Source organism: Micromonospora sp. WMMD736 (genome assembly GCF_049179015.1).
Taxonomy (GTDB): Bacteria; Actinomycetota; Actinomycetes; order Mycobacteriales; family Micromonosporaceae; genus Micromonospora.
The window spans coordinates 3,062,501-3,087,481 of sequence record NZ_JBMHMI010000001.1; the positions used below are offsets into that span (position 1 = coordinate 3,062,501).

Here is a 24,981-nt window from a genome sequence, read left to right on the forward strand (position 1 = left end):
CACCCACATGCCCAGCCGCCGTGCGACCCCGGCGAAGAAGCTGCCCACCTCGCCGTCGACCGGCTCCGGCTCCGGCAGACCGGCCTCGGGGCCGAGATAGTCGACGTACTCGGGAAGGATGGCCAGGTCCGCGCCGCCGTCGGCGGCGCGTTCCAGCAGCAGCTCCGCGGCGGCCAGGTTGGCCTTTCGGTCGTCCCGGGCGTTGAGCTGGCAGACGGCGACGCGCATGAGGCAAGAGTACGACCGGACCGGCCGGTGTGGACAGCCTCAGATGCTGGCCAGCACGAGAGCACCCGCCGCGAAGCCGAGACCGGCGACCTGGACCGGCCGCAGCCGTTCGCGGTCGACGGCGAGCGCGAGCAGTACCGTGCTGGCGGGGTAGAGCGCGGCTATGGCCGCCACGATGCTGAGGTGCCCCCGGGCGGCAGCGGCCAGGAAGAGCGCGTTCGCGGCGCTGTCCAGCAGACCGGCGGCGGCCGCCCAACCGAGCACCCGCCGTTCGAGCCGCAGTCGCACACCGGTGCCAGCCGCGAGGAGCAGGCCGAACGCGATCGAACTGGTCCGTACCGCTGCCACCGGCCACATGCCCGCGCTCTCGTCGGCCTGACCGAGCAGGGTGAAGAAGACGCCGAAGAGCGCGCCGGACGCGAGGGCGAGCCCCACCAGTCGGGCCGGGACCGTCGGTCGGCCACCGCCTTCGCCGAGGCTGACCAGGGCGATCGCCACCACCGCGAGGCCGGCGCCGGTGAGGGCCGGTGCGCCGGGGAACGTGGCGGTGAAGAGGCCGGCGACGATCGGCACCACCGCCGCGGTGATCGCGGTGACCGGTGCCACCACGGCCATCATCCCGCCGGAGAGCGCCCGGTAGAGCAGGACGATGCCGCCCGCACCCGCCGTCCCCGCGAGCAGCCCCCAGGCGATGTCGGCGACCCTCGGCGAGCCCGGCACCAGGAGCACCAGCGCGACCAGGAGCGGGACGCTCAGCAGCTGGGAGACCACGGTCACCGCGATCGGGTCGGCGCGGCGGGACGCCTTGCCGCCGGAGAAGTCGGCGGTGCCGAACGCGACTGCGGACACCGCTGCCAGGAGAATGGGGAACATGCCACTGTCGTACCACAATAATGACCGTGAAGGATAGTTTGATGACCGACGCAGGTGGCCGGGTCAGTGCCGTGACGGCTGCGGTGGCCCGGCAGGTACGGGAACTACGCGCCGCCCGGGGCTGGTCCTTCGAGGAGTTGGCCGGCCGATCCGGCGTGAGCAAGGCGATGCTCGTGCAGATCGAGAGCGCACGCACCAACCCCAGCGTCGGCACGCTGTGCCGGGTCGCCGACGCGTTCGGCGTCAACATCGCCCGGCTGCTCGAGCCCGACGAGGAGCAGACCGTGCGGATCAGCTCCACGGCCGAGGCCCCCGTGCTCTGGCAAGGCGAGCACGGCGGCACCGCCCACCTGCTCAGCGGGCTCGGCGAACCCGACCTCGTCGAGCTGTGGGACTGGCGGCTGGAACCCGGAGAGCGGCACCGCTCCGCCGACCATCCCCGGGGTACCCGGGAGGTCCTGCACGTCCTCACCGGTGCGGTGGTCGTCCGCGTGGACGGGCAGGATCACGCCGTACGGGCCGGGGAGACGATCGAGTTCCACGCCGACCGGGAGCACGGCTACCGCAACGACGCCGACGAACCAGCTCGGCTGATGATGGTGACGGTCACCCCGTCGGGCGAGTGGGACCGCCGGACACGGTCACGCCGGCCGCGTCAGTGACGGACGGCCGGCGTGACGCGGGGAGGATCAGGCCGACTTCTCCTCGCGGTCCCGCCGGGCCCGACGCCCGGTGAACTCGCGCGGAACGATCGTCGGGTTGACGTTCTCCAGAACGACCTCGCGGGTGATCAGCACCCGGGCGGCGTCGGGATTGCTCGGCACCTCGTACATCGCGGAGAGTAGGACCTCCTCGATGATGGCCCGCAGGCCACGGGCGCCGGTGCCCCGCAGCATGGCCTGGTCGGCGATGGCCTCCAACGCCGCCTCGTCGAACTCCAGCTCGACGCCGTCCAGCTCGAACAGGCGCTGGTACTGCCGGACCAGGGCGTTGCGCGGCTCGGTGAGGATGCGTACCAGGGCGCTGCGGTCCAGGCTGCGCACGTTGGTGATCACGGGGAGCCGGCCGACGAACTCGGGGATGAGCCCGAACTTGAGCATGTCCTCCGGCATGACCTGGCTGAAGATGTCGTCGGTCGACCGCTCGGACACCGACCGCAGCCGGGCGCCGAAGCCGGTGCCACCCTGCCCGGTGCGGGACTCGATGATCTGGTCGAGGCCGGCGAACGCGCCACCGCAGATGAACAGCACGTTTGTGGTGTCGATCTGGATGAACTCCTGGTGGGGGTGCTTGCGACCGCCCTGCGGCGGAACGTTGGCGACCGTGCCCTCGAGCATCTTGAGCAGGGCCTGCTGCACACCCTCGCCGGAGACGTCGCGAGTGATCGACGGATTCTCCGACTTACGGGCGATCTTGTCGACCTCGTCGATGTAGATGATGCCGGTCTCGGCGCGCTTGATGTCGTAGTCGGCGGCCTGGATCAGCTTGAGGAGGATGTTCTCCACGTCCTCGCCCACGTAGCCCGCCTCGGTCAACGCCGTGGCGTCCGCGATGGCGAACGGGACGTTCAGCATCCGGGCGAGGGTCTGCGCCAGGTGGGTCTTGCCGCATCCCGTCGGGCCGAGCAGCAGGATGTTGGACTTCGCCAGCTCGACGGCGTCACTGCCGGAGCCGGGCGCGCCGGCCGCCTCGGCCTGGATGCGCTTGTAGTGGTTGTAGACCGCGACGGCGAGCGCCTTCTTGGCCTGGTCCTGCCCCACGACGTAGTTGTCGAGGAACTGGCAGATCTCCATCGGCTTTGGAAGCTCTTCCCACTTCACCTCGCCGGACTCGGCCAACTCCTCTTCGATGATCTCGTTACAGAGATCGATGCACTCGTCGCAGATGTAGACCCCTGGGCCCGCGATGAGCTTCTTGACCTGCTTCTGCGACTTACCGCAGAAGGAGCATTTCAGTAGGTCGCCGCCGTCACCGATCCGTGCCACCTACGTTCTCCCTGCACTCGTCGGCCGGAGACCCGGCCCTGACCTGCGGACGCTGCGCGCCGCCCGGCTTGGTTCGCTTCGCTGGCCCGACCGGCGAAGCGGTACGGACCCGACGTTACCCGCTGGCGGGGCATTCTCCGACCCCCAAAACGGGTGTGTCAGAGGCCGGCCGGGAACTCGACGCCCCGGCCAACCTCTGACCCGGTACAGCTCAGCCGGCGGAGTGGGTCGCCAGCAGACCCTTCTTACGGCTGGTCAGGATCGTGTCCACCAGCCCGTACTCCTTGGACTCCTCGGCCGTCATAATCTTGTCACGGTCGATGTCCTTGCGAACCTGCTCGATCGGGCGGTTGCAGTGGCGGGACAACATGTCCTCCAGCTGCGTCCGCATCCGCAGGATCTCCCGGGCCTGGATCTCGATGTCCGAGCCCTGCCCGTAGCCGCCCTCGGTGGCCGGCTGGTGGATGATGATCCGCGAGTTCGGAAGCGCCATCCGCTTGCCCGGGGTGCCCGCCGACAGCAGCACGGCCGCGGCGCTGGCGGCCTGCCCGAGGCAGACCGTCTGGATGTCGGGGCGGACGTACTGCATGGTGTCGTAGATCGCCGTCATCGCGGTGAAGGAGCCACCCGGCGAGTTGATGTACATGATGATGTCGCGGTCCGGGTCGGTGCCCTCCAGCGTGAGCAGCTGGGCCATCACGTCGTTGGCCGACGCGTCGTCCACCTGGACGCCGAGGAAGATGATCCGGTCCTCGAAGAGCTTGTTGTACGGGTTGGACTCCTTGACCCCGTACGACGTGCGCTCGACGAACGACGGCAGCACGTAACGGTTGTGCACGGCCGCGAACTGGGGCGGCAGGCTCAGGTCGGTCATCGTCAGCTCCTCAGCTCAGGGTCCCGGCGCCATCCGGAACCTGAGCGGCCCCGATGATCACCTTGTCGATGAAGCCGTAGTCCATGGCCTCCTGGGCGGTGAACCAACGGTCCCGGTCCGAGTCCGCCTCGATCTGCGACTGGTCTTGGCCGGTGTGGTGCGCGACCCGCTCCTGGAACATCCGCTTCGTGTAGAGCATCTGCTCCGCCTGGATGGCGATGTCGGACGCCGTGCCGCCCAGGCCACCGGACGGCTGGTGCATCATGATCCGGGCGTGCGGCAGGGCGTAACGCTTGCCCTTGGTGCCCGCGCAGAGCAGCAGCTGACCCATCGAGGCCGCCATGCCCATCGCCACGGTCGACACGTCGTTGTCGATGAACTGCATGGTGTCGTAGATCGCCATGCCCGAGTAGACCGAGCCACCCGGCGAGTTGATCCATAGGTTGATGTCGCGGTCCGGGTCCTCCGCGGCGAGCAGCAGCAGCTGCGCGCAGATGCGGTTGGCGACCTGGTCGGTCACCTCACTGCCCAGGAAGATGATGCGCTCCTTGAGCAACCGGTTGTAGACCGAGTCGTCGAGGTTGCCAATGGAGTCGCCACCGCGCGCGTCAATCGCCCGGAGCGACTTCTTGGGGATGTGCATGTCGGTCATGGCAGCCCTTCGCTCTCCGTACCGTCTTTCCCGACACTAACCGCTGTGTGGGGCGGCAGAGTCCCGGTCGGGGCACTGTTCGCTCTCAGCGCAGTCGCGTCGGGGCGTACCCGGAAAAGGGTTTGGCCGCCGTGCACCGCGCAGCGGCGGACGGCGGCCGCACCCGACGATCAGTGCTCGTGGTTGTGCTCGGCCTCGTTGGCGGCGCGCAGCGCGTCCAGGGTGACCGGGTTGCCGGCCGAGTCCTTGATCGTGATGCGCTCCATGACGGCCGCGAGCGCCTTGCCCCGCCGCACGTCACCGAAGACCGCGGCGGCGGCGCCGGAGCGCACCAGCTGGTCGTAGTACTGCTGCGGGGCCATCCCGGCGCGCTGCGCCCGGTGCACGATCTCGTGCCCGAACTCGTCGTCGGAGACCTGCACGTCCTCCGCGTCGGCCAGCGTGTCGAGCAGGAGCTGCACCTTGACGCCCTCGGTGGCCGCCTCGGTCAGCTCGGCGTCGATCTGCTCCTCGGTCTTCTCCTCGGCCGCGAGGTACTCCTCCATCGAGGCGCCGATCCGCTCGAGCTGGTCGACCATCGCCTGCTTGCGGCTGGCGACCTCCTCGCGCACGACACCCTCCGGCGCCGGCACCTCGGCGGTCTCGACCAGCTGCGCCAGCGCCTTGTCGCGGGCCGCGTAGATCTGCTCGACCTGCTTGCCCTGGGTGACCCGGGACCGCAGGTCGCCGCGCAGCTCCTCGATCGTGTCGAACTCGCTGGCCATCTGCGCGAACTCGTCGTTCAGCTCCGGCAGCTCCTTCTCCTTGACCGTGCGCACGGTCACCGCCACCTCGGCGTCGCGGCCGGCGAAGTCGCCGCCCACGAGCTGGGTGGTGAAGGTGGTGCTGTCGCCGGCGGCGAGGCCGACCACGGCCTCGTCCAAGCCCGGCAGGAGCTGCTTGCTGCCCACCTCGTGGGAGATGTTGCTGGCCTGACCGCCCGGCACGTCCTCGCCGTCGACGGTCGCGTTCAGGTCGATCTGCACGTAGTCGCCCTCGGCGGCGGCCCGCTCGACCGTCTTGAGGGTGGCGAACCGCTCCCGCAGGTTCTTGACCTGCTCGTCGATCTCGCTGTCGTCGATCTGCAGCTCGTCGACGGTGACCTCGATGGTGGACGCGTCCGGGATGGTGATCTCCGGACGGACGTCGACCTCGGCGGTGAAGTTGAGCGAGTCACCGTCGTTGAACTCGGTGATCTCGACCTCGGGACGCCCCAGCGTCTTCAGGTCGTGCTCACGCACCGCGGCCATGATGTTCTCCGGGATGGCCTCCTGGACCGCCTCGTTGAGGACGGTGCCCCGGCCCACCCGCTGGTCGATCACCGCGGTCGGCACCTTGCCCCGGCGGAAGCCCGGGACCTGGACCTGCGAACCGATCTCCCGGTACGCCTTCTTGAGGCTCGGCTCGAGCTCGACGAACGGCACCTCGATGGCGAGCCGCACGCGCGTCGGGCTCAGAGTCTCGACGGTGCTCTTCACAGGCGTACTCCTTGACGGATCTGGGTTTGATTCTGGGCCTTCGATTGGCCCATCGAGTGTAGGCGAGCCGGCGGGGCCGGCTCGCAGCGCCCGGGGAGACCCGGACGCGGACGACAGTCGGGGTGGCGGGATTTGAACCCACGGCCCCTCGCTCCCAAAGCGAGTGCGCTACCAAGCTGCGCCACACCCCGTGGCGACGTGCAGTCTATGCCGTCGCCGCGCCTCCGGCAGTGCCGGGGCGTCCGCCACCCGGACAGATCTCCCATCTGGCCCCCTTTCGCCCCTCGAGACCCGCGCGGCGCGCGCCCCCGCCGCCCGCCGCCCGCCGCCGGCCGCCCGCCGCAAGATCCGCGCAACTTCGGGGAAACTGCGGCTTCCCGGCGCGGGGATGCCACAACTTCGGTGTTGTTGTGCGGATCTTGAGGGGGGCCGCGCGGCGTCGCGACGACACGACGCCGCGGGGGCGGTGGCGCGGTCGCGCGCGCACGACCGGCATTGGGTACGCTGTCGGCGCGCCCCGTTCCGGCGGGGCCGAGCGCGGGCGTAGCTCAATGGCAGAGCTTCAGTCTTCCAAACTGACGGTGCGGGTTCGATTCCCGTCGCCCGCTCCAGCAACCTCACGGCCCGACGTCCGAGCTGTCCTGGACGTCCCGCGTCACGCCTCGCGGACACTCGCGGCGGCGCGGTGGTGGCGGGGCGTCTCGACCTCGTCGAGCAGCGCGACCGCGAAGTCCGGGTAGCTGATCCGGCTGGCCGGGTCACCGTGCTCGGCGACCCGGTAGCGGCCGGTACGGCCGCCCGCGTGGTCGAAGTCGCCGGCCGGAGCCACGTACGCCCAGTCGAGGTCGCAGGTCCGGAGTTCGTCGAGGCCCGCCGCGTGGCCCAGGTAGAAGGAGCGGTACTCGTCGGGGTAGCCGGGCTCCTCCATGAGGGCGACGCCGGACGCCCCCGGCATGATCGCGGCGAGGCCCACCACCACCAGGCGGCGTACGCCCGCCTCGGCGAGGCCGGCGGCCAGGGCGCGGGACGACGTCGTGAAGAAGTCGCGCGGCGGCTGGGACAGGTCCACGGCGGCACTGATCGCGGCGTCCTGGCCGGCGGCGGCATGCGCGACACTCGCGGCGTCGGTGACGTCGCCGGCCACCACGTGCCCGTCGCCCAGGTCGCCGTGTGCCGCCGGGTCGCGCACCACAGCGGTGACCCGGTGGCCGCGTCGACGCGCCTCGGCGGCGGCCTGCCGTCCGGCCCGTCCACCCGCGCCGAAGATCACGATGTTCATGGCGAACGCCTCTCACCAGGGCCGGAGCCCGTACGCCCGGCCGGTCCGCCGACGCTATCTCCGGGCCTGGTTACCGCCGGGATACCAGCTATCGTCAGGCCATGAGGCAACCCCTGCCCGCCGACATGTTCGACGAGCTGTGCCCCTCCGCGCTCAATCCGATCCGGTTCGGTGACAAGTGGGCTGCGCTCGTCATCCGCTGCCTGGAACACGGGCCCCGCCGGTTCTCCGAGCTACGCGTGCCGCTGCGCCGCGTCACCCCGAAGGTCCTCACCCAGTCGCTGCGCTCCCTCGAACGGGACGGGCTGATCACCCGCACCGTCCACGCCGGAGCGGCCGCACACGTCGAGTACGAGCTGACGCCGGTGGGTCGCAGCATGCTCGAACCGATCGCGGTCGCCTGCGCCTGGGTGGCGCAGCACTGGGACGAGTTGCTCGACGCCCGCGAGTCGTACGACAAGGGGACAGCACCGCGCTGACCGACGCCCGTCCCACGCGGGCAGGGCAGGCGCCGGTCGCCCGGTCGCGGGTCAGCTGGTCGGCACCAGGAGGTAGGCGCGGCGCGCGCGATCGCCGCCCTCGGCACAGGCGGTCGGGCAGGCGAGGCCCACGATGACGCCGTCGTCGTTGACGTCCTCGGCGGAGCGGAGCGTCACCGTCGCAGGGAGGTTCGCAACGCGGGTGTTCAGGTCGACCATCCGGCCGCCCTGCCAGAGGAACGCCCGCTCGTTGTAGGAGTCGGGGCTGCTGGTCCGGGCGATACCCACCACCTGGCCGGTCTCGTTCACGGCCCGCGCCTCGGAGTAGTTGCCGCCGAGGGAGCCGAGGTCGCGGATGGTGCCGTTGCGCCAGAGGGTCGCGCGCAGCTGGCCGGCGGTGTTCTGCGAGACACCGACGACGTGACCCCGGTCGTTGATGTCCCGGGCGTAGGTGGACCCGGTGACGCCGCCCAGGGTGCCGAGATCCGTGAGCGCCCCGCCCCGGTAGAGGAAGGCGTGCAGGCCGCCGCCGGGCACGGCGGCGCCGCCCACGACGTGCCCGGCGGAGTTCACGCCGTACGCGATGCTGTCGGTGCCCCAGGGACCCGCCTGGCCGCCGAGCGTGCCCAGGTCGATGACCTTGCCGTTGCGCCAGACGACCGCCCGGGTCGGTGCCCCCTGCGTCTCGAACCGGGTGCCGACCACGACGCCGTCGTCGTTGACGTCGTTCGCCGCGCTGCCGCTGCCCGCGCCGTAGCCGGTGCCGAGGTCGGTCATGATCCCGTCGGCGTACCGGAAGGCGTGCGGGGGCTCCGTCCCGTTGACGTGGGTGGCCCCGACGACGACGCCCCGCTCGTTGATGCCCGTCGCGGAACTCGCGCCGTACGGACCGGCGTACAGGACGCCCAGGTCGCTCATCACCCCGCCCGCCGAGGCGAACGCGTGGAAGTTGTAGACACCGTCGATCGTGGAGACGCCCACCACGGTACGGGCGTTGTTGAGGGCGTGGCCGTCACTGGTGGGCGGCTCCCCCGTACTCGGTACACCGAGCGTTCCCAGGTCCACGAAGGTGTACGTGGGCAGCGCCGTGGCGGCCGACGCGACGCCCGGTGCGGTCGTCAGACCGGTGGTCAGCACGATCAGGAAGGCCAGACTTCTCCGTAGTCGACTCATCGACGGTCCCCTCGTTGGCTACGTATGGGGGGAATGATGTCGGTCGACGTGGCCGGACGACCTTACGCCGTCCTTACCGATCAGTTCCGTCGACCCGCGTCGATCGACGCACCGATGCTGGCCGCCACCGGGACCGTGACCGGCAGACCCGAACGACGGACGCACCGGCCGACTACGGATGAACCGTGGCCGGCCGGGTAAGCAGCGACACTGCCTGGTGGGGAAACGACCGGGTGCACGGGCGGGCGGCGTCGGGCCGACCCGCCCGTGCACGCCTCGTCACACGTTCGAGGTGATCCAGTTCCAGGCCGAGACGACCCATTCGGTCTGCTGGAGCCAGGCGACGCCGAGACCGACGAGGAAGACGGCGGTGGCCAGGTGCGCGCCCCGCGCGCCGCGCCGGACCCGCCCGAGTTGCCGCTCCAGCACCAGGCGGCCGACCGCCCGGGCCAGCGCGAACAGGCCGACCGCCACCAGCAGGCTCAGCACGAGCACCAGCAGCGGGCCGGACAGGTTGCCACCGCCGGAGAGCGCCCAGATGCCCCAGCACACGAAGGCGAACAGGCCACCCGCCGTGCTCCACTCGCCGCCGCGGCGCAACTGCGCCAGACGCCAGCTCAGCGGTCGGCGCGGCGCGGGCTCGCCCGGCCAACCCGTACCGGTCGGCTCCTGCTCGACCACCGGAAACGGTTCGGTCCGCGGGGTACGCGGTTGACCCACCGACGCCACACCGCGGCGGAAGCCGTCCCGCTGCGCCGGCACATCGACGCCTGCCTGCGGTGGGACCTCCACGGTGCGCTCCGCCCACGGCTGCGTCTGGTCTGCCATCTCGTCCTCCCCCTGACGGGCGGCGTCAGCACCGCCCTGATCCGAGGGTAGCCAGCCGGCAAATCGGTCGCAGACCGCCGTCCAAGGGTCAAGATCCGCACAACTACTCAGATGTTGCTGCCTCCGAGGCTCGGGAAGCAGCAACATCCCTGATGTTGTGCGGATCTTGATGGCGTGCGCGAGGTACGGTCGGACGATGGGTGACCCGGACCGACGCCGGCGACGGCTGCGCCACCACTCCGACTCCGACCCGGCCGCGCGCAGCGCCGACGGCTCGACAGCCAGCACGGCCGGCGTCCACGACGGCGGAGATCCGCCACCGCGACGTCGAGGGGCCGGCGGCGACGACCGCGACGGCGAGCGGGGGCTACGCGGGCTGGTCGGCTCCGGCTCGTCCCAGGTGGGGCTGAGCGCGGCGCTGCGGGCCCGCGACGCCGCCCGGCCGAGCGACGACGACCTCGCCGACGCGGAGGCCCGGGTGGTGGTCGTACGCCGCAACTGGGTGCCCCGCGAGGACCTGCCCCGCCCGCCGCGCTGACGACGGGCGACGCGGGTCAGCAGGGTCAGGGCAGGTCGGGCAGCTTGCGGGTCTGCTCGTACTCGGCGACCTGGGTGATCCGGCGGGCGTGCCGCTCGTTACCGGAGAACGGCGTGTTCAGGAACGCCTCGACGATGCCCGTCGCCTCGTCCAGCGTGTGCTGGCGGGCGCCCACCGCGACGACGTTCGCGTCGTTGTGCTGCCGGGCGAGTTGAGCCGTCTCGACACTCCAGGCCAGGGCGGCACGAACCCCGGCAACCTTGTTCGCGGCGATCTGCTCGCCGTTGCCGGACCCGCCGATGACGACCCCCAGGGAGGTCTCGTCGGCGACCACCCGGTCACCGGTGTGCAGGCAGAACGTCGGGTAGTCGTCGTCCGGGTCGTAGCTGTGCGGGCCGACGTCGACCACGTCGTACCCCTGCTTGGCCAGGTGGTTGGCCAGGTGCACCTTCAACTCGAAACCGGCGTGGTCGGATCCCAGGTAGACGCGCATACCGGGCAGTCTGTCAGGCCGCGCTCCGAAGCGCCGCAGGGGCGGCGCTTCGGAGGCGGGTACGTCACACGGTCGGGCGCTGCACGGTCAGCGCGGCAGCTCGGCGACCACCAGGCCACCGCGCGCCTTCGGGGTGAACCAGGTGCTCTTGCGGGGCATCTTCTCCCGGGCCAGGTTCACCGCGACGAAGTCCGCCACGGTCACCGGCGCGATGAGGATGGCCAACTCGGCGCGGCCGGCGTCGACCTCCCCGGTGAGCCAGCTCGCCGGGTAGTCCCCGCCCACGTAGGTGATCCGCTTGTCGCCCGGATCCAACCCCAGGGCGTCACGCAGCAGCAACCGCTCGACCAGGGCGTGGTCCAGGTTCTCCAGGCGGGCGTCGGCGGTGGCGGGCAGGCGTACCGCGTACCCCTGGTCGGCCAGCCGGAGGTGGACGGTGCCGCCGGCCGCCGGGACCTCGACCGGGCCGTCGATCGGCGCGACCTCGGCGCCCGCGGCGCGCAACCGGTCGAGCAGCTCGGCCGGCGTGGTGGTCAGCTCGCTGACCAGCCGGTTGTACGGCTGGATCGCCACCGAGGCCGGGGTGGTCACCACGGCCAGGAAGCGCGACAACCCGCCGGTCTGGGCGGCCAGGCTGCGGTGGTTGCCGTCGGCGACGACCAGCTCGCCGCCGCCCGCCAGGGCGGTCAGCGAGTCCTGCTCGGCGCCCGGGCCGAGCAGCCAGATGGCGTGGGTGCGGCCCGCCTGGTCGGTGTCGGTAGCGGCCGGCGCACCGGCCGCGTCGGTCACCGCCGCGAGCGCGGCGTGCAGCTCGTCGCCACTTCCGGTCTGCAGCAGGAGTACGGGTGAGAGCAGGTGGCCCAGCGCCTCGGCCAGCGCGACGCGCTCGCGCACCTTGGCGATGAACACGTCCTCGTTGCGGATGACCAGGCCCGGCTCGTCGGCGCTGGTGGAGATCTGGTCGGTGTCCACCATCGCGAACATCCCGTACGCCGGCTCCTCGGCCGGGGCGCTGATCCGGTACAGCACGATCACCTGCTCGGCGGGTGTGTAGCTGCCGTCGGCCTTGGCCTCGGCGAGCCGGGCCACCGCGGCCGGCAGCGCGTCGAGGAACGACATCCCCAGGCTGTCCGGAGCACGGTGCGGCATCTCGATGCCGAGGGCACTGTGCGGGTTCGCCTCGATGATCGCGGTGATCTCCGCGTCGTCGGCGAACTCGTCGTAGTTCTGCGCGCCGGTGCCGCCAGTGGTGATCCAGGCCCGGGCGATCGGATGCACGACCGTCATGCCCACTGACGCTACCGGCGTCGACGGACCGGACGACGGGGACCCGCGCGGCGTCCACCAGATGAAAGCGGCCGCACGACGACGGACGGTCAGCCGGCGCGGCCGGAAGCGCCGTTGTGCCGGCGGTGCCGCCCCGCGACGACCGGTCCGGCGTTGCCGCGCCGGCCACCCCCGATGGGACCGGTGACCGCGTTGCGGCGCGGCGCGGCGGGCGGCCCCGGCACGGGACGCTCGGGCGGGGGCGCCGGAACGGGCCGCGGGTTCAGCGGCGGGGTGGGCACGGGACGCGGCCCGGTGGGCGCCGGCGGGGGCGGAGCCGGCTCGGCCGGCGCGGCCGCCACCACGACCAGCTCCGGAGCCGCCACGACCGGTGCGGACGTCACCAGCGGGGGTGCGGGCGCTACCGGCGTGGCCCGCGCGGGTGTCAGGCGCGACGTGACCGGCACCCGGGCCACGCCGACCACGATGGGCGGCGCGAGCAGGTCCGCCACGTCGGCGGGGAGGTCGGGGCGGACCGTCGGCCAGCGGGAACCGTCGACCGACCAGTACGCCGCGCCGGGAGCCTCGTTCACCCCCTGCCGGGTCGACTGATCGTCACCGGACGCACGGTGCTTGGCCATCGGGACTGCCTCCACGAGCTGCGGTGTGCGGCCCTGCGGGGCCACTGCGCGGACACCGAGGGAAACGACGCCGCCCGCCCAGCGGTGACGCTGTGACCGTTTCGCCGCCGCGGGCGCATCGGGCGTCCCGGCGCTACCCGCCCCCGCCCGGACAACCGACGGAGTCCGGCCGGGGCGGGTAGCGGTCGTGGTCAGTCGAAGATCGGGGACTGCTCGCGGGTGCGCTTGAGCTCGTAGAAGCCCGGGGTGCCGGCGACCAGGAGGACGCCGTCCCAGAGCCGTCCGGCGGCCTCGCCCTTCGGGCGCGGCGTGATCACCGGGCCGAAGAACGCGACCGGGTTGCCGTCCGGGCCGGGCGCGTGGACGACCGGCGTTCCGACGTCCTGCCCGACGGGGCGCATGCCGGCCTCGTGGCTGGCGCGCAGCGCCTCGTCGTACTCGGTGCTGTCGGCGGCGGCGGCCAGCGCCGGGTCCAGGCCCGCCTCGGTCAGCGCGGCCACGTACAACTCCGGCCCGAGCTGCTCCTTGCCGAGATGGATGCGGGTGCCGAGCGCGGTGTAGAGCTTGCGGAGCACGTCCGAGCCGTAGCGCTGCTCGGCGGCGATGCACACCCGCACCGGGCCCCACCCGTTGTCCATCAGTTCCCGGTACTGCTCCGGCAGGTCCCGGCCCTCGTTGAGCACCGAAAGGCTCATCACGTGGTAGCGGATGTCCACTTCGCGGACCTGCTCGACCTCCAGCAGCCAGCGGGAGGTGATCCACGCCCACGGACAGATTGGGTCGAACCACATGTCGGCGGTGACACGGTCGGTCACGGTGAGGTCCCTTCGCGACGGGTGGCGCCGGCAGTCCGGCGTCTCACCTCGAATACTCACCCCACGGCCCACCGGCCGGCACCCGAATGAGAGCGTGACCTCGACCACCGATGGCCGTCCGTACGTGGAAGACTCGAACCGGGCCGGACGTCACGAGCGGTCGGCAGACGGGCGCCGCCGGGCGTACGGCGAGACGTGGGATGGAGACAACAGTGCCGGGAGTGCGTAACCTGACGCAGGTCGAGGCGACCGAGCGGGCCCGCCTGCTCGAGGTGACCGGGTACGACATCAGGCTGGACCTGGCGACCGCCGTGCTGGCCGCTGACGGCCGCACCTTCCGGTCGACGACCGAGGTCAGGTTCCGCTGCGCCGAGCCGGGGGCGAGCACGTTCATCGAGGTGGCCGCCGAGTCGGTGCGGTCCGCCACGCTGAACGGCACCCCCGTGGACCTGTCCGACTGGTCGGCCGAGAAGGGCCTGACCCTGTCCGGGCTGGCCGGCGACAACACCCTGGTCGTCGACGCCGACTTCGCCTACTCCAACAGCGGGCAGGGGTTGCACCGCACGGTCGACCCGGTCGACGGCGAGACGTACCTCTACAGCCAGTTCGAGACGGCCGACGCGCAGCGGGTGTTCGCCTGCTTCGACCAGCCCGACCTCAAGAGCGTCTACACCTGGCACGCGACCGTTCCGGCGCACTGGCGGGTCGTGTCCAACATGCCCGTGCAGAGCGAGGAGCCGGCCGGCGAGGACCTGAAGACCGTCCACTTCACCGAGTCGGCCCGGATGAGCACGTACATCACCGCGCTGTGCGCCGGCCCGTACCACGAGGTGCGCGACAGCCACGACGGCATCGACCTGGGGGTGTTCTGCCGGGCGTCCATGTCGCGCTACCTGGACTCCGACGACCTGTTCCTCATCACCAAGCAGGGCTTCGACTTCTTCCACGAGAAGTTCGGCGTGCGCTACCCGCTGCCGAAGTACGACCAGCTGTGGGTGCCCGACTTCAACGCCGGCGCGATGGAGAACTTCGGCTGCGTCACGCACGCCGAGTCGCACTACCTGTACCGCTCGCAGGTCACCGACTTCGAGTACGAGCAGCGGGCCAACACGATCCTGCACGAGCTGGCGCACATGTGGTTCGGTGACCTGGTCACCATGCGCTGGTGGAACGACCTGTGGCTGAACGAGTCGTTCGCCGAGTGGGCCAGCCACTGGTGCAACACCAACGCCACCCGGTTCACCGAGGCGTGGACGACGTTCCTGTCGATCCGCAAGAACTGGGGTTACCGACAGGACCAGCTCTCCTCCACCCACCCGGTCTACACCGAGATGCCGGACATGGAGGCCGTCGAGGTCAACTTCGACGGCATCACCTACGCCAAGGGCGCGAGCGTGCTCAAGCAGCTCGTCGCGTACGTGGGCGAGGAACCGTTCGTGGCCGGGCTGCGGGCGTACTTCGGCAAGCACGCGTGGGGCAACGCCACCTTCGACGACCTGCTCACCGAGCTGGAGGCCGCCTCGGGCCGGGAGCTGCGCAAGTTCGCGGCGCAGTGGCTGGAGACCGCGCAGGTGAACACGCTGCGCCCCGAGGTGACCATCGGCGCCGACGGCACGTACGAGCAGGTGGTCGTCCGGCAGGAGGCGCCGACGGCGTACCCGACGCTGCGTACCCACCGGATCGGCGTGGGCCTGTACGACCTGGCCGACGGTCGGCTGGTCCGCCGCGAACGGTACGAGGTGGACGTGACCGGTGAGCGGACCGACCTCGCCGAGCTGCGTGGCGTCCGGGCCGCCGACGTGCTGCTGCTCAACGACGACGACCTGAGCTACACCAAGCTGCGTCTGGACGACCGGTCGATGGCGACGGTGGTGCAGCACATCGGCGGCTTCGACTCGTCGCTGGCCCGCGCGCTGTGCTGGACGGCCGCGTGGGACATGACCCGCGACGCCGAGCTGGCGACCCGTGACTACGTGGCGCTGGTGCTGGCCGGGCTGCCCGCCGAGACCGACATCAACCTGGTCACCGCCACCCTGCGCCAGGCCACCACCGCGCTGACCCTCTACGCCGACCCGGCGTGGGCACCCACCGGCTGGGCGGGGCTGGCCCGCACGGCGAAGGACGCGCTCGCCGCCGCCGAGCCGGGCAGCGGCTTCCAGCTCGCCTGGGCCCGGGCGTTCACCTCGGCGGCCCGCTCGGACGAGGACCTGGCCACGCTGCGCGGCTGGCTGGACGGCTCCGGCACGCCGGAGGGTCTGACCGTGGACACCGAGCTGCGCTGGACGGTGCTCGGCGCGCTGGTGGCCAACGGCGCGGCCGGCGCGGCCGAGGTCGAGGCGGAGCTGGCCGGCGACCGTACGGCCAGCGGCGAGCGGGAGGCCGCGTACGCGCACGCGTTGGTGCCGACGGCGGAGAACAAGGCGGCCGTGTGGGCGCTGCTGACCGGCCCGGAGTCGCTGCCGAACTGGCGGAACCGGGCGCTGTTGCAGGGCCTGGCCCACCCGGCGCAGGTGGAGCTGGTCACCCCGTACCGGGAGAAGTACTTCGCGACGGTCGGGCAGGTGTGGGCCAGCCGGGACAGCGAGCCGGCGCAGGAGTTCGCCCAGCTCGCGTACCCGACGTACCTGGTGGACGACGAGACGGTCGCGGCCACCGACGCGTGGCTGGCCGGGGACGGCAACCCGGCGCCGCTGCGTCGCCTGGTCGCCGAGGGACGGGACGGCGTGCTGCGGGCGCTCAAGGCCCGCGCGAAGGACACCGAGCAGAGCTGAGCAGGGAGTACGCGGCCCGGGCCGGCGTGGGTACGAACCCACGCCGGCCCGGGCCATTATGGTGACGAGAGGAGGTGGACGCGATGGCACAGCCGACCTACGAGTGGCGACCCCCGGAGCGGGGCTGGCGCGAGCAGGACCTGTTCGACCTGCCTGAGGACGGGAACCGCTACGAGATCATCGACGGGAGCCTGCACGTGACCCCTCCAGCCGGTCCCGAGCACCACGAACTCGCGGACGACATCCGGATGGCGATCCGCCAGACGGCGCCCACGGGTTGGCGGGTGATTCGGGAGATCCGGGTGCGGGTTCCTGGCGGCAACCTCATCCCCGATCTGACGGTGTTGCGGCCGGGCGCACCGCGCGAGCGGATGTGGGCCGAGCCGGTGGACATCGCGCTCGCCCTGGAAGTCGAGTCGACAGGAAGTCGCCGTCACGATCGCTTCACCAAGCCGGCCCTCTACGCCGAGGCTGGTATCGCGCACTACTGGCGGGTGGAGCGTGGCGACTTCGGCCCGGTCGTCTACCGTTACCGCCTCGTCAAGGCCGTGCACTACGACCTGGTGGGCACCATCGGACCGGACGACGCGGTGACCGTGGACGAGCCGTGGCAGATGAGGTTGGACCCGTCCTCCTGGCCGCGCTGAGACAACCCCCGACACGTTGAAGCCCGACCCGCCGTGCGGCGGGTCGGGCTTCGTCGTACGAGTAAGGGATCAGCCCTTACCGGCGTGGCTGGCGAGCTGGTCGAGCCCGTTGATGATGCCGCCGGCCAGGTCGCCGCCGCTGAACGCGCCGGCCATCGAGAGCGCGGCCAGCTTGGCGTACGTGTCGGGGATGCGCTTGCGGGCGTGCCGCCCGGTGACGATCTCCAACTGCCGCTGGTTGGGCGATACGGCGATCAGCACCGACTTGTCCGGGTCGGCGAGCTGGCGGTGCAGCCGCTGGGCGTGCTCGCGGATCGGCTCGTCGAGGCCGCCGACGAACACCGAGAAGACCAGGCCGGTGCCCTGGTCGGCCAGGCGCAGGGCCTCGTCGATGCGCAGCAGCTGACGGGTCGAGAAGGGCCCGTCGAGCACCTCGGGCGGATTCTCCGTCCCGGTCTGCTTCTCACCAACGGTCACTTGCGCCTCCGGTTCCACCGGCCGGCGCCTCGACGCTGGCCTGCTCTAGCTTGTGGCTGGTCAGCGCGGGCGCCTGCGCGCCCGCCGTCAGCGCGGTGCCGGCCGAGTCGGCCAGCTGCTCCGGGCGGCCCAGGAACCAGACCGGAGTGAAGTCGAAGGGCCGGCCCGGCCGGTAGCGCTTGGCGCCACCACCACCGCCGGTGGCACCCCCACGGCTACCGGCGTACGACAGGCCGGCGATCACCAGCACTGCCGCCAACGGGATGCCGACGAAGACCAGCACCGTCTCGGTAACAGACAATCCCAACGCCCCCAGGCGGAAGAAGGACCTCGGACAAGCGGGTCGGATGGACGATCATGATGGCGACCGGCCAACTCCGTCGCCATTCACGTTAGCGGAGTCGACGGCCCGCCAGATTGCGGGGTGCCGATCCCATCCGTCACTGGCGTGCTCCAGTTGCGCAGCGGTAGCGATGAGCCGCGCATCGTCGCCGTACCGGCCGGTGAGCAGCACCCCGACGGGCAGGCCGTCGGTGGTCGTGGTGGCCAGGGGCAGGGAGACCGAGGGGTCGCCGGTGACGTTGAAGATGGCGCAGTAGGGCGAGAAGCGGCGCTGCCGGTCGAAATCGGCCGCCGGGTCGCCGTCGGCGGTGAACCAGCCGACGGGCGCCTGTGGGGTGGCCAGGGTGGGGCAGAGCAGGAGGTCGCAGCCGGCGGTGCGGGCCGCGCCGAGGCGTACCTGCGCCTGTAGTTCGCCGAGGGTCGCGGACAGCGTCCCCGCGGACACCTCGGCGCCCCGGGCGCGGAGCAGCCGGGTCAGCGGCAGCAGCTCCGGCTCGCGGTGCGCCGGGACGGGGGCGAGCGCCAGGACGTACCAGATGATCTCGAACAGCGGCCACACCGTCGGCGTGAGCGGCGGCGGCACCTCGACCACCTCGTGGCCGGCGGCGGTGAGCAGCGCGGCGGCGGAGTCGACGGCCGCGACGCAGTCGGGGTGCACCGGCTCGTCGGCGAGCATCGGCGTGGTGAACCGGCCGATCCGTAGCCGGCCGGGCTCGGCCCGGCGGGCGGCGGCCAGGTATCCGCCGGGCGGCGCGGGCGGCGACAGGTACGGCTCGCCGGGCACCGGGACGGCCATGACGTCGAGCAGCGCGGCGACGTCGGCAACCGTCCGTCCGATCGGCCCGCTGGTGGGCAGACCGAACGCACCGGAGCCGAGCGGCCCGCCGGAGACCAGGCCACGGCTGGGTTTGTAGCCGACCAGGCCGCAGAGCGACGCCGGGATGCGCAGCGACCCGCCGCCGTCGGACCCCTGAGCGACCGGCACCAGGCCGGCCGCGACCGCCGCCGCCGCGCCGCCACTGGAACCACCGGCGGTGTACGCCAACTGCCACGGATTGCGGGCCGGTGGCGCGACGCGGCCCTCCGAGTAGAGCGAGCAGCCCAGCTCGGAGGTGGTCGTCTTGCCGAGGCTGACGAGGCCGGCGGCCTTGATGAACCGGACCACGTCGGCGTCGACCGGCGGGACGAAGTCGGCGAAGGCGGCCGACCCGAAGGTGGTGCGTACCCCGGCGGTGAGGGTGAGGTCCTTGATGGCGGTCGGTACGCCGTGCAGCGGGCCGCGCGCCTCGGCGGGCACCGCGTCGGCGGCCCGCGCGGCCTGCCGGGCGAGGTCCGGCGTGACGGTGACGAACGCGCCCACGGTGTCGCCGAGCGCCGCCACCCGGCTCAGGGAGTGCTCGACCAACTCGACGCTGGACAGCTCGCCGCGGCCGATGGCAGCGGCCTGCTCCAGCGCCGTCAGGTCGTGCGGCTCGGCCATGCCCTCATCCTGCCCGCTGGGAGCGGCTGTCACCGGACCGACACGATGTCGGTGTCGCCGTCCGTCGTCCGGGGGCGCTACCGGGGGTACGCCGTCAGCGCCGCCCGTGCAGGAAGCGCAGGGCGTTTGTGGATCGGAGTTTCTCGCGCTGAGCGTCGGAGAGGAAGTCGGCGGCGTCGACCACCGCGCCGACGGGCCGCTCCCCCAGCGGGTACGGGTAGTCGCTGCCGACCAGCACCCGGTCCTCCCCCAGCGTGTCGACCAGCAGCCGCAGGGCCGGCGGCGCGAAGACCACCGAGTCGACGCTGAACCGGTCGACGTAGCTGCTCGGCGGGGCGGCGGACGCGCCCCGGACCAGGTCGCCCCGGCGGTGCCAGGCGTTGTCGGCGCGGCCGAGCCAGAACGGGAAGCTGCCGCCGCCGTGTGCGAAGCAGATCCGCAGCGTCTCCGGTACCCGGTCGAACACGCCGCCCAGGATCATCGCCAGCACCGACAGGTGCGTCTCGGCGGGCATGCCGGTGAGCCAGCGGGCCATCCAGCGGTCCAGTCGAGGGCTGCCCGGCATGTCCCAGGGGTGGACGAAGACCGGGGCACCCACCTCGGCACAGTGCTGGAGGAAGGTGACCACGCCCGCGTCGTCCAGGTCCCGGTCGCCGACGTGGTTGCCGATCTCCACGCCCACGTGGCCGGCGGCCAGGCTGCGATCCAGCTCGGCGCAGGCGGCGTCCGGGTCCTGGAGGGGCACCTGGCAGAACGGCACCAGCCGGTCGCCACCGGCCGCGGTGACCTCCAGGGTCAGGTCGTTGAAGATCCGGGCGACCTTCACGGCCTGGTCGGCCGGGCGGTCGTAGCTGAAGAAGACGGGCGTCGGCGACACCACCTGCACGGCGACACCGTCGGCGTCCATGTCGGCGAGTCGGCGCGACGCGTCCCAGCACTCCGCGCCGATCGGGCGGAACTCCGTCTCCCCCACCATGATCATGGCGGCACGTTCGGAGTCCACCCGCAACCACGGCCAGCCGGAGCCGCCGCACGTCGCGCCGAGGTCCGGCCACCCCTTCGGTACGACGTGCGTGTGCACGTCGACCACACCAGTGGGCATCAGCCCTTGCCCGGGTGCAGGGTGCCGCAGTTCGCGCAGGTACGCGCCGACTCGTCCCCGTAGAACGCCTGGAACACCGGCGGCAGGTCGGCCGCGATGTCACGGACCTGCAACTCCACCTCGTGCACCTTGTGCCCGCACTCCGGGCAGTACCACTGGAACGTCTCCAGCGTGCCCTCCTCGCGGACCCGCTCCACCACCACACCGATCGAGCCGGCCTCCGGCCGCTGCGGCGAGTGCGGGGTGTTGCGCGGCAGCATCCACATCTGACCCTCGCGCACGTGCACCGTACGCGGCCCCTGCGGGGTCATCAGGTTGATGTGCATGTTGCCCTTGACCTGGTAGAAGAACTCCTCGTACGGGTCCACGTGGAAGTCGGTGCGCTGGTTGGGCCCGCCCACCACCATCACGATGAAGTCGTCCCCGCCGGGGAACATCTCCTTGTTGCCCACCGGGGGCTTCAGCAGGTGCTGGTTCTCCGCGATCCAGCCCGGAAAGCTGAACGGCTCGGCGATCTCACTCACGACTGACCTCCCGAGGGAAGAAGGGCCACGGCCTGGATCTCGATGAGCAGGTGCGGGTGCGGCAACTGGTGTACCGCCACCGTGGTGCGGGTCGGCCCGGACGCGTCGAAGAACTCCGCCCAGACCTCGTTGTAGCCACCGAAGTCATTCATGTTGACCAGGTACGACGTCACCTGGACGAGGTCGGTGAGGTCCGCGCCGACCGACCGCAGCAGGTCACCGACGTTCTCGATGACGGCCCGGGTCTGTGCCCGGATGTCGAGGTTGGTGGTGCCGAACTCGTCCACCTCGACACCGGCGAAGCTGTTGTCCGCTCGGCGGGACGACGTACCGGAGACGAAGACGAACCCACCCGCCACCTTGACGTGCGGAAAGGCCCCTCGCGGGACGGCCTTGCCGGCGACGACGACCCCGCTCACGACGATGCCCGCAGCGAGGCCGTGCCGAGCTTCTCGACGACCGCACGGACGTGCGCGCCGGGACGCAGCGGCACGGCGGCGGTGGCCGCGCCGGCCAGGAAGACCCAGCCCGACTCCAGTCGTACCCCGTGCCGGCCCGCCAGTCGGATGCCCTCGTCCAGCGCGCGGCGCGGATCGCCGAGGATCGCCGCGGTCGAGCCGACCTGGGCCACCCGGCCGTCGACCTCCAGCAGGACGCCCAGGTTGTCCAGGCCCGCCGGCACCGGGGACCACGGGCCGATCACGAACGCGGCGGCCGAGGTGTTGTCGGCGATGACGTCCGGCAACGAGAAGCGGAAGTCCGCGTACCGGGAGTCGATCAGCTCGATGGCCGGGGCGACCGCGCGGACCGCCGTGGCGAAGTCGCCGACCGGCTCGCCCGGCTCGGGGAGCCGGTCCAGCAGGAACGCGACCTCCGGCTCGACCCGGGGATGGATGTACGCGGCCGGGTCGACCACGCCGCCGTCGGGCACCCGCATCGTGTCGGTGAGCCGTCCCCAGATCACCTCGTCCACGCCGACCTGGGCCATCTTCGCCTTGCTGGTGAGCCCCATCTTCAGCCCGACCAGCCGCTCACCGGCGTCGATCCGGCGCTGCGCCAGCGCGGCCTGCACGGCGTACGCGGCGTCCACGTCGAGGCCGGTCTCGGCGGCGAGCTGCGGAATGGCCGTGGCCGTGGCGGCGGCCGCGCCCAACTTCTCGGCGATTCCCGCGATGTCCGGTCCGATCATGCTGCCTCATCCTCCGTCCGCGACCGCGTCGTGCCGGCCAGGTCGAGTGCCACGTCGACGATCATGTCCTCCTGGCCGCCGACCATCCGACGCCGACCCAGCTCGACCAGGATCGAGCGCACGTCCACGCCGTACTTCGCCGAGGCCCGCTCGGCGTGCCGCAGGAAGCTGGAGTAGACCCCGGCGTACCCCAGGGAGAGCGTCTCCCGGTCCACCTGGACCGGCCGGTCCTGCAACGGGCGGACGAGGTCGTCGGCGGCGTCCATCAGCGCGAACACGTCGCAGCCGTGCTTCCAGCCGTGCAGTTCGGCGACCGCCACGAAGACCTCCAACGGCGCGTTTCCGGCGCCCGCGCCCATCCCGGCGAGGGACGCGTCGACGCGGACGGTCCGGCCGTGCGGCGCGTCGGGGCCGGCCGGCGCGGACCCGAGGACCCGGCCGTGCTCGACGGCGAGCACGCTGTTGGCCACCCCGAGGGACAGGTTGTGGTGCGCGTGGATGCCGATCTGCGTCTCCGGTTCCAGGACCTGCCGGTACGCGTCGACCCGCTGCGCCACGTCGGACATCAGCAGCCGTCCGCCGGAGTCGGTGACGTAGACGCAGTGCGCCCCGTACGACTCCATGAGCTTGGCCTGCCCGGCCAACCCGGCCGGGTCGTTCATGTGCGACATCATCAGGAACCCGGCCACGTCCATGCCGTTCTCCCGGGCCCAGGAGATGTGCTGGGCGGAGATGTCCGCCTCCGTGCAGTGCGTGGCGATCCGGACGCTGGTCACCCCGAGCGCCTTGGCGGCCTTCAGGTCGGCGATGGTGCCGATGCCGGGCAGCAGCAGGGTGGTCAGCTTGGCCGTGGTCAGCACCTCGGCGGCCGCGGAGATCCACTCGGCGTCGCTGGCCGCGCCGTGGCCGTAGTTGACGCTGGACCCGGCGAGCCCGTCGCCGTGCGCGACCTCGATGGCGGCCACCCCGGCGGCGTCCAGCGCGGCGGCGATCGCGCGCACCTGGTCGACGGTGTAGCGGTGGGCGATGGCGTGCATGCCGTCGCGCAGGGTCACGTCCTGGATGTACAGGTCGGTCATGCCACCGCTCCCGTCGTCCGCAGGGCCACCAGCCGCTCGGCGGTCCGCAACGCGGCCGACGTCATGATGTCCAGGTTCCCGGCGTACGCGGGCAGGTAGTGGCCGGCGCCGGAGACCTCCAGGAACACCGACACCTGAAGGGCGGTGAGCTGCCGCCCGAACGACGGCAGGTACGCCTGCACCCGGTCGAACTGCACGTCCTGCTTGAGCCGGTAGCCGGGGACGTACTCCTGCACCCTCGCCACCATGTCGCTGATCGAGGCGGCGATGGCGGCGCGGTCGGCGTCGGCGTCCGGGCAGAGGCAGTAGACGGTGTCCCGCATGAGCAGCGGCGGGTCCGCCGGGTTCAGCACGATGATGGCCTTGCCCCGTTCAGCGCCGCCGACCACCTCGATGGCGCGTGCCGTGGTCTCGGTGAACTCGTCGATGTTGGCCCGGGTGCCCGGCCCCGCCGACTTCGAGGCGATCGACGCGACGATCTCGCCGTACGCCACCGGGGTGACCCGACCGACGGCGGCGACGATCGGCACGGTCGCCTGCCCGCCGCAGGTCACCATGTTCACGTTCGGCTCGTGCAGGTGCTCGTCGAGGTTGACCGGCGGCACCACGTACGGGCCGATCGCGGCCGGGGTCAGGTCGACCACCGTACGACCGTGCGCCCGCAGCACCTCGTCGTGGCGGCGGTGCGCGCCGGCCGAGGTGGCGTCGAAGACCAGTTGGACGTCGGCGAACTCGGGCAGCGCGACGAGGCCGTCCACGCCGTCGGCGGTGGTGGTGACGCCGAGGCGGCGGGCCCGGGCCAGGCCGTCGGAGGCCGGGTCGATGCCGGCCATCGCCACCATCCGCAGCTCGCTACTGAGCCGCAACACCTTGATCATCAGGTCGGTGCCGATGTTTCCGGAACCGAGCACCGCCACTCCGGTGGTCACGCGGAAACCTCCTCGCTGAAGCAGGTACGGACCGAGCCGAGCCCGGAGATCCGGGCCTCGTACGCGGCCCCCGGGGTGACCGGGACCATCGGGCCGAGCGCCCCGGAGAGCACCACGTCCCCGGCGCGCAGCGGGTCACCGGCCCGGGCGAGGGTGGCGGCCAGCCAGTGCAGGGCGTGCAGCGGGTTGCCCAAACAGGCCGCGCCCGCGCCCACCGAGACCGGCTCACCGGCGTGCTCCAGCACCATCCCGCACAGTCGTAGGTCGACGTCGGCGAGCCGGCGGGGCGTGGTGCCCAGCACGAACAGCCCGCTGGAGGCGTTGTCGGCGATCGTGTCCACGATGGAGATGTCCCAGCCGGCGACCCGTGAGTCGACGATCTCGATGGCCGGCAGCACGTGGTCGACCGCGCGGATCAGGTCGACCGTGGTGATTCGCTCCTCGGCGAGGTCACCGCCGAGCACGAACGCGATCTCCGCCTCGACCCGCGGCTGGAGCAGCCGCTCGATCGGCACCTCGACCCCGTCGCCGACGGCCATCTCGTCGGTCAGCACCCCGAAGTCCGGCTGGAACACCCCGAAGGTCTCCTGCACCGCCCGGGACGTCAGCCCGATCTTCGCGCCGACGCGGCGCTCGCCCCGGCCCTGCCAGGCCCGCGTCTGCAACTGCTGCACACGGTACGCGGACTCGACGTCCCCCTCCGGCAGCAACCGGCCGCGCAGCGGCGGGCACGGCGTGCCGCTGCTGCGCGCCTCGGCCAACTCCCGGTTGGCGGCCTCGATGTCGGCTTCCACGTTCAC

At 71.8% G+C, this 24,981-nt stretch carries 28 protein-coding genes and 2 tRNA genes (1 of these 30 running past the window's edge); 6 read left to right on the forward strand and 24 right to left on the reverse strand.

From position 1 onward, the window contains the following. Positions 1 to 228, reverse strand: the beginning of a protein-coding gene (locus tag ACN269_RS13265; protein WP_421472739.1) for a carbon-nitrogen hydrolase family protein. 570 nt of this gene lie to the left of the window's left edge; 228 of the gene's 798 nt are visible here — the first part of the coding sequence; it begins with the start codon at positions 226 to 228; the stop codon falls past the left edge of the window. Positions 229 to 267: 39 nt separating this feature from the next. After that, the gene (locus ACN269_RS13270; protein ID WP_421472740.1) at positions 268 to 1,101 is read right to left on the reverse strand and encodes an EamA family transporter; all 834 of its coding nucleotides are present in this window, start codon (positions 1,099 to 1,101) and stop codon (positions 268 to 270) included. Between the two features lie 41 nt (positions 1,102 to 1,142). Here ACN269_RS13270 and ACN269_RS13275 point away from each other — a divergent pair, with 41 nt between their 5' ends. Continuing rightward, positions 1,143 to 1,763, forward strand: coding sequence for a helix-turn-helix domain-containing protein (locus tag ACN269_RS13275; protein WP_421472741.1), 621 nt, complete (start codon positions 1,143 to 1,145; stop codon positions 1,761 to 1,763). 27 nt (positions 1,764 to 1,790) lie between these two features. Here ACN269_RS13275 and clpX read toward each other — a convergent pair whose 3' ends face one another. The 5 genes from clpX to ACN269_RS13300 form a co-directional block, all read right to left on the reverse strand. Continuing rightward, positions 1,791 to 3,086, reverse strand: a complete 1,296-nt coding sequence (clpX, locus tag ACN269_RS13280; RefSeq protein ID WP_421472742.1) for an ATP-dependent Clp protease ATP-binding subunit ClpX — start codon at positions 3,084 to 3,086, stop codon at positions 1,791 to 1,793. Positions 3,087 to 3,297: 211 nt separating this feature from the next. Next, positions 3,298 to 3,960, reverse strand: a complete 663-nt coding sequence (locus tag ACN269_RS13285; protein ID WP_421472743.1) for an ATP-dependent Clp protease proteolytic subunit — start codon at positions 3,958 to 3,960, stop codon at positions 3,298 to 3,300. A gap of 10 nt (positions 3,961 to 3,970) precedes the next feature. Continuing rightward, entirely contained in the window at positions 3,971 to 4,612 is a 642-nt protein-coding gene (locus ACN269_RS13290; protein WP_088988027.1) for an ATP-dependent Clp protease proteolytic subunit, read from the reverse strand. Between the two features lie 170 nt (positions 4,613 to 4,782). Continuing rightward, complete coding sequence (gene tig, locus ACN269_RS13295) at positions 4,783 to 6,129, reverse strand: trigger factor (protein WP_421472744.1); 1,347 nt, start codon at positions 6,127 to 6,129, stop codon at positions 4,783 to 4,785. A gap of 117 nt (positions 6,130 to 6,246) precedes the next feature. Continuing rightward, a tRNA-Pro gene (locus ACN269_RS13300) sits at positions 6,247 to 6,320 on the reverse strand. Between the two features lie 346 nt (positions 6,321 to 6,666). On the opposite strand from ACN269_RS13300, the gene ACN269_RS13305 reads away from it, so the two are divergent. Continuing rightward, positions 6,667 to 6,740, forward strand: a tRNA-Gly gene (locus ACN269_RS13305). A gap of 44 nt (positions 6,741 to 6,784) precedes the next feature. On the opposite strand, the gene ACN269_RS13310 is transcribed toward ACN269_RS13305, so the two are convergent. Next, the gene (locus tag ACN269_RS13310) at positions 6,785 to 7,408 is read right to left on the reverse strand and encodes an NAD(P)-dependent oxidoreductase (RefSeq protein WP_421472745.1); all 624 of its coding nucleotides are present in this window, start codon (positions 7,406 to 7,408) and stop codon (positions 6,785 to 6,787) included. A gap of 101 nt (positions 7,409 to 7,509) precedes the next feature. Between ACN269_RS13310 and ACN269_RS13315 the strand changes: the two genes are divergently transcribed. Then, positions 7,510 to 7,887 (forward strand): winged helix-turn-helix transcriptional regulator, encoded by a 378-nt coding sequence (locus ACN269_RS13315; RefSeq protein WP_421472746.1) that lies wholly within the window; start codon positions 7,510 to 7,512, stop codon positions 7,885 to 7,887. A 51-nt stretch (positions 7,888 to 7,938) separates the two neighbouring features. Here ACN269_RS13315 and ACN269_RS13320 read toward each other — a convergent pair whose 3' ends face one another. Both ACN269_RS13320 and ACN269_RS13325 read right to left on the reverse strand, forming a co-directional pair. Then, positions 7,939 to 9,060, reverse strand: coding sequence for a hypothetical protein (locus ACN269_RS13320; protein ID WP_421472747.1), 1,122 nt, complete (start codon positions 9,058 to 9,060; stop codon positions 7,939 to 7,941). A gap of 279 nt (positions 9,061 to 9,339) precedes the next feature. Further along, positions 9,340 to 9,888: a hypothetical protein gene (locus ACN269_RS13325; RefSeq protein ID WP_421472748.1), complete on the reverse strand. Its 549-nt coding sequence runs from the start codon at positions 9,886 to 9,888 to the stop codon at positions 9,340 to 9,342. Between the two features lie 196 nt (positions 9,889 to 10,084). On the opposite strand from ACN269_RS13325, the gene ACN269_RS13330 reads away from it, so the two are divergent. Further along, on the forward strand, positions 10,085 to 10,426 hold the full coding sequence (locus ACN269_RS13330) for a hypothetical protein (RefSeq protein WP_421472749.1): 342 nt from the start codon (positions 10,085 to 10,087) through the stop codon (positions 10,424 to 10,426). A 25-nt stretch (positions 10,427 to 10,451) separates the two neighbouring features. Here the strand turns inward: ACN269_RS13330 and ACN269_RS13335 are convergent, their stop codons facing one another. The 4 genes from ACN269_RS13335 to ACN269_RS13350 all read right to left on the reverse strand — a co-directional run bounded on the left by ACN269_RS13335 (position 10,452) and on the right by ACN269_RS13350 (position 13,641). Further along, a complete protein-coding gene (locus tag ACN269_RS13335; RefSeq protein WP_421472750.1) occupies positions 10,452 to 10,919 on the reverse strand; it encodes a ribose-5-phosphate isomerase in 468 nt (155 codons plus the stop codon). An 87-nt stretch (positions 10,920 to 11,006) separates the two neighbouring features. Next, entirely contained in the window at positions 11,007 to 12,206 is a 1,200-nt protein-coding gene (locus ACN269_RS13340) for a DUF1015 family protein (protein ID WP_421472751.1), read from the reverse strand. 89 nt (positions 12,207 to 12,295) lie between these two features. Next, on the reverse strand, positions 12,296 to 12,826 hold the full coding sequence (locus ACN269_RS13345) for a hypothetical protein (RefSeq protein WP_421472752.1): 531 nt from the start codon (positions 12,824 to 12,826) through the stop codon (positions 12,296 to 12,298). A gap of 191 nt (positions 12,827 to 13,017) precedes the next feature. Beyond that, positions 13,018 to 13,641, reverse strand: coding sequence for a disulfide bond formation protein DsbA (locus ACN269_RS13350; protein ID WP_421472753.1), 624 nt, complete (start codon positions 13,639 to 13,641; stop codon positions 13,018 to 13,020). Positions 13,642 to 13,862: 221 nt separating this feature from the next. Here ACN269_RS13350 and pepN point away from each other — a divergent pair, with 221 nt between their 5' ends. Continuing rightward, a complete protein-coding gene (gene pepN / locus ACN269_RS13355) occupies positions 13,863 to 16,412 on the forward strand; it encodes an aminopeptidase N (RefSeq protein WP_421472754.1) in 2,550 nt (849 codons plus the stop codon). Between the two features lie 83 nt (positions 16,413 to 16,495). Next, on the forward strand, positions 16,496 to 17,059 hold the full coding sequence (locus tag ACN269_RS13360) for a Uma2 family endonuclease (protein ID WP_421472755.1): 564 nt from the start codon (positions 16,496 to 16,498) through the stop codon (positions 17,057 to 17,059). A gap of 69 nt (positions 17,060 to 17,128) precedes the next feature. On the opposite strand, the gene ACN269_RS13365 is transcribed toward ACN269_RS13360, so the two are convergent. The 10 genes from ACN269_RS13365 to ACN269_RS13410 all read right to left on the reverse strand — a co-directional run bounded on the left by ACN269_RS13365 (position 17,129) and on the right by ACN269_RS13410 (position 24,975). Then, a complete protein-coding gene (locus ACN269_RS13365) occupies positions 17,129 to 17,536 on the reverse strand; it encodes a DUF5130 family protein (protein ID WP_421472756.1) in 408 nt (135 codons plus the stop codon). Beyond that, positions 17,523 to 17,819 carry a hypothetical protein gene (locus tag ACN269_RS13370; protein WP_112584149.1) on the reverse strand — a complete coding sequence of 99 codons (297 nt, stop codon included), beginning with the start codon at positions 17,817 to 17,819 and terminating at the stop codon, positions 17,523 to 17,525. The genes ACN269_RS13365 and ACN269_RS13370 overlap by 14 nt, the downstream gene beginning before the upstream one ends. A 72-nt stretch (positions 17,820 to 17,891) precedes the next feature. Continuing rightward, entirely contained in the window at positions 17,892 to 19,358 is a 1,467-nt protein-coding gene (locus tag ACN269_RS13375; RefSeq protein ID WP_421472757.1) for an amidase, read from the reverse strand. Between the two features lie 94 nt (positions 19,359 to 19,452). After that, positions 19,453 to 20,460 carry an amidohydrolase family protein gene (locus ACN269_RS13380; protein WP_421472758.1) on the reverse strand — a complete coding sequence of 336 codons (1,008 nt, stop codon included), beginning with the start codon at positions 20,458 to 20,460 and terminating at the stop codon, positions 19,453 to 19,455. After that, positions 20,460 to 20,984 (reverse strand): 3-hydroxyanthranilate 3,4-dioxygenase, encoded by a 525-nt coding sequence (locus tag ACN269_RS13385; RefSeq protein WP_421472759.1) that lies wholly within the window; start codon positions 20,982 to 20,984, stop codon positions 20,460 to 20,462. Before ACN269_RS13385 ends, ACN269_RS13380 begins: the two co-directional genes overlap by 1 nt. Next, entirely contained in the window at positions 20,981 to 21,403 is a 423-nt protein-coding gene (locus ACN269_RS13390) for a RidA family protein (RefSeq protein WP_421472760.1), read from the reverse strand. Before ACN269_RS13390 ends, ACN269_RS13385 begins: the two co-directional genes overlap by 4 nt. Next, positions 21,400 to 22,173, reverse strand: coding sequence for a 2-keto-4-pentenoate hydratase (locus tag ACN269_RS13395; RefSeq protein WP_421472761.1), 774 nt, complete (start codon positions 22,171 to 22,173; stop codon positions 21,400 to 21,402). The genes ACN269_RS13390 and ACN269_RS13395 overlap by 4 nt, the downstream gene beginning before the upstream one ends. Next, on the reverse strand, positions 22,170 to 23,252 hold the full coding sequence (dmpG, locus tag ACN269_RS13400; protein ID WP_421472762.1) for a 4-hydroxy-2-oxovalerate aldolase: 1,083 nt from the start codon (positions 23,250 to 23,252) through the stop codon (positions 22,170 to 22,172). The genes ACN269_RS13395 and dmpG overlap by 4 nt, the downstream gene beginning before the upstream one ends. Further along, positions 23,249 to 24,181, reverse strand: coding sequence for an acetaldehyde dehydrogenase (acetylating) (locus ACN269_RS13405; RefSeq protein ID WP_421472763.1), 933 nt, complete (start codon positions 24,179 to 24,181; stop codon positions 23,249 to 23,251). The genes dmpG and ACN269_RS13405 overlap by 4 nt, the downstream gene beginning before the upstream one ends. Next, complete coding sequence (locus ACN269_RS13410) at positions 24,178 to 24,975, reverse strand: 2-keto-4-pentenoate hydratase (RefSeq protein WP_421472764.1); 798 nt, start codon at positions 24,973 to 24,975, stop codon at positions 24,178 to 24,180. The genes ACN269_RS13405 and ACN269_RS13410 overlap by 4 nt, the downstream gene beginning before the upstream one ends. Between the last annotated feature and the right edge of the window lie 6 nt (positions 24,976 to 24,981).

What these genes read in the sequence shown, in the direction of transcription:
- ACN269_RS13270 (WP_421472740.1), bottom strand. Translation starts at nt 1,101, where the DNA reads ATGTTCCCCATTCTCCTGGCAGCGGTGTCCGCAGTCGCGTTCGGCACC.
- ACN269_RS13275 (WP_421472741.1), top strand. Translation starts at nt 1,143, where the DNA reads ATGACCGACGCAGGTGGCCGGGTCAGTGCCGTGACGGCTGCGGTGGCC.
- ACN269_RS13285 (WP_421472743.1), bottom strand. Translation starts at nt 3,960, where the DNA reads ATGACCGACCTGAGCCTGCCGCCCCAGTTCGCGGCCGTGCACAACCGT.
- ACN269_RS13290 (WP_088988027.1), bottom strand. Translation starts at nt 4,612, where the DNA reads ATGACCGACATGCACATCCCCAAGAAGTCGCTCCGGGCGATTGACGCG.
- ACN269_RS13310 (WP_421472745.1), bottom strand. Translation starts at nt 7,408, where the DNA reads ATGAACATCGTGATCTTCGGCGCGGGTGGACGGGCCGGACGGCAGGCC.
- ACN269_RS13315 (WP_421472746.1), top strand. Translation starts at nt 7,510, where the DNA reads ATGAGGCAACCCCTGCCCGCCGACATGTTCGACGAGCTGTGCCCCTCC.
- ACN269_RS13320 (WP_421472747.1), bottom strand. Translation starts at nt 9,060, where the DNA reads ATGAGTCGACTACGGAGAAGTCTGGCCTTCCTGATCGTGCTGACCACC.
- ACN269_RS13325 (WP_421472748.1), bottom strand. Translation starts at nt 9,888, where the DNA reads ATGGCAGACCAGACGCAGCCGTGGGCGGAGCGCACCGTGGAGGTCCCA.
- ACN269_RS13330 (WP_421472749.1), top strand. Translation starts at nt 10,085, where the DNA reads ATGGGTGACCCGGACCGACGCCGGCGACGGCTGCGCCACCACTCCGAC.
- ACN269_RS13335 (WP_421472750.1), bottom strand. Translation starts at nt 10,919, where the DNA reads ATGCGCGTCTACCTGGGATCCGACCACGCCGGTTTCGAGTTGAAGGTG.
- ACN269_RS13340 (WP_421472751.1), bottom strand. Translation starts at nt 12,206, where the DNA reads ATGACGGTCGTGCATCCGATCGCCCGGGCCTGGATCACCACTGGCGGC.
- ACN269_RS13345 (WP_421472752.1), bottom strand. Translation starts at nt 12,826, where the DNA reads ATGGCCAAGCACCGTGCGTCCGGTGACGATCAGTCGACCCGGCAGGGG.
- ACN269_RS13360 (WP_421472755.1), top strand. Translation starts at nt 16,496, where the DNA reads ATGGCACAGCCGACCTACGAGTGGCGACCCCCGGAGCGGGGCTGGCGC.
- ACN269_RS13375 (WP_421472757.1), bottom strand. Translation starts at nt 19,358, where the DNA reads ATGGCCGAGCCGCACGACCTGACGGCGCTGGAGCAGGCCGCTGCCATC.
- ACN269_RS13380 (WP_421472758.1), bottom strand. Translation starts at nt 20,460, where the DNA reads ATGCCCACTGGTGTGGTCGACGTGCACACGCACGTCGTACCGAAGGGG.
- ACN269_RS13395 (WP_421472761.1), bottom strand. Translation starts at nt 22,173, where the DNA reads ATGATCGGACCGGACATCGCGGGAATCGCCGAGAAGTTGGGCGCGGCC.
- dmpG (WP_421472762.1), bottom strand. Translation starts at nt 23,252, where the DNA reads ATGACCGACCTGTACATCCAGGACGTGACCCTGCGCGACGGCATGCAC.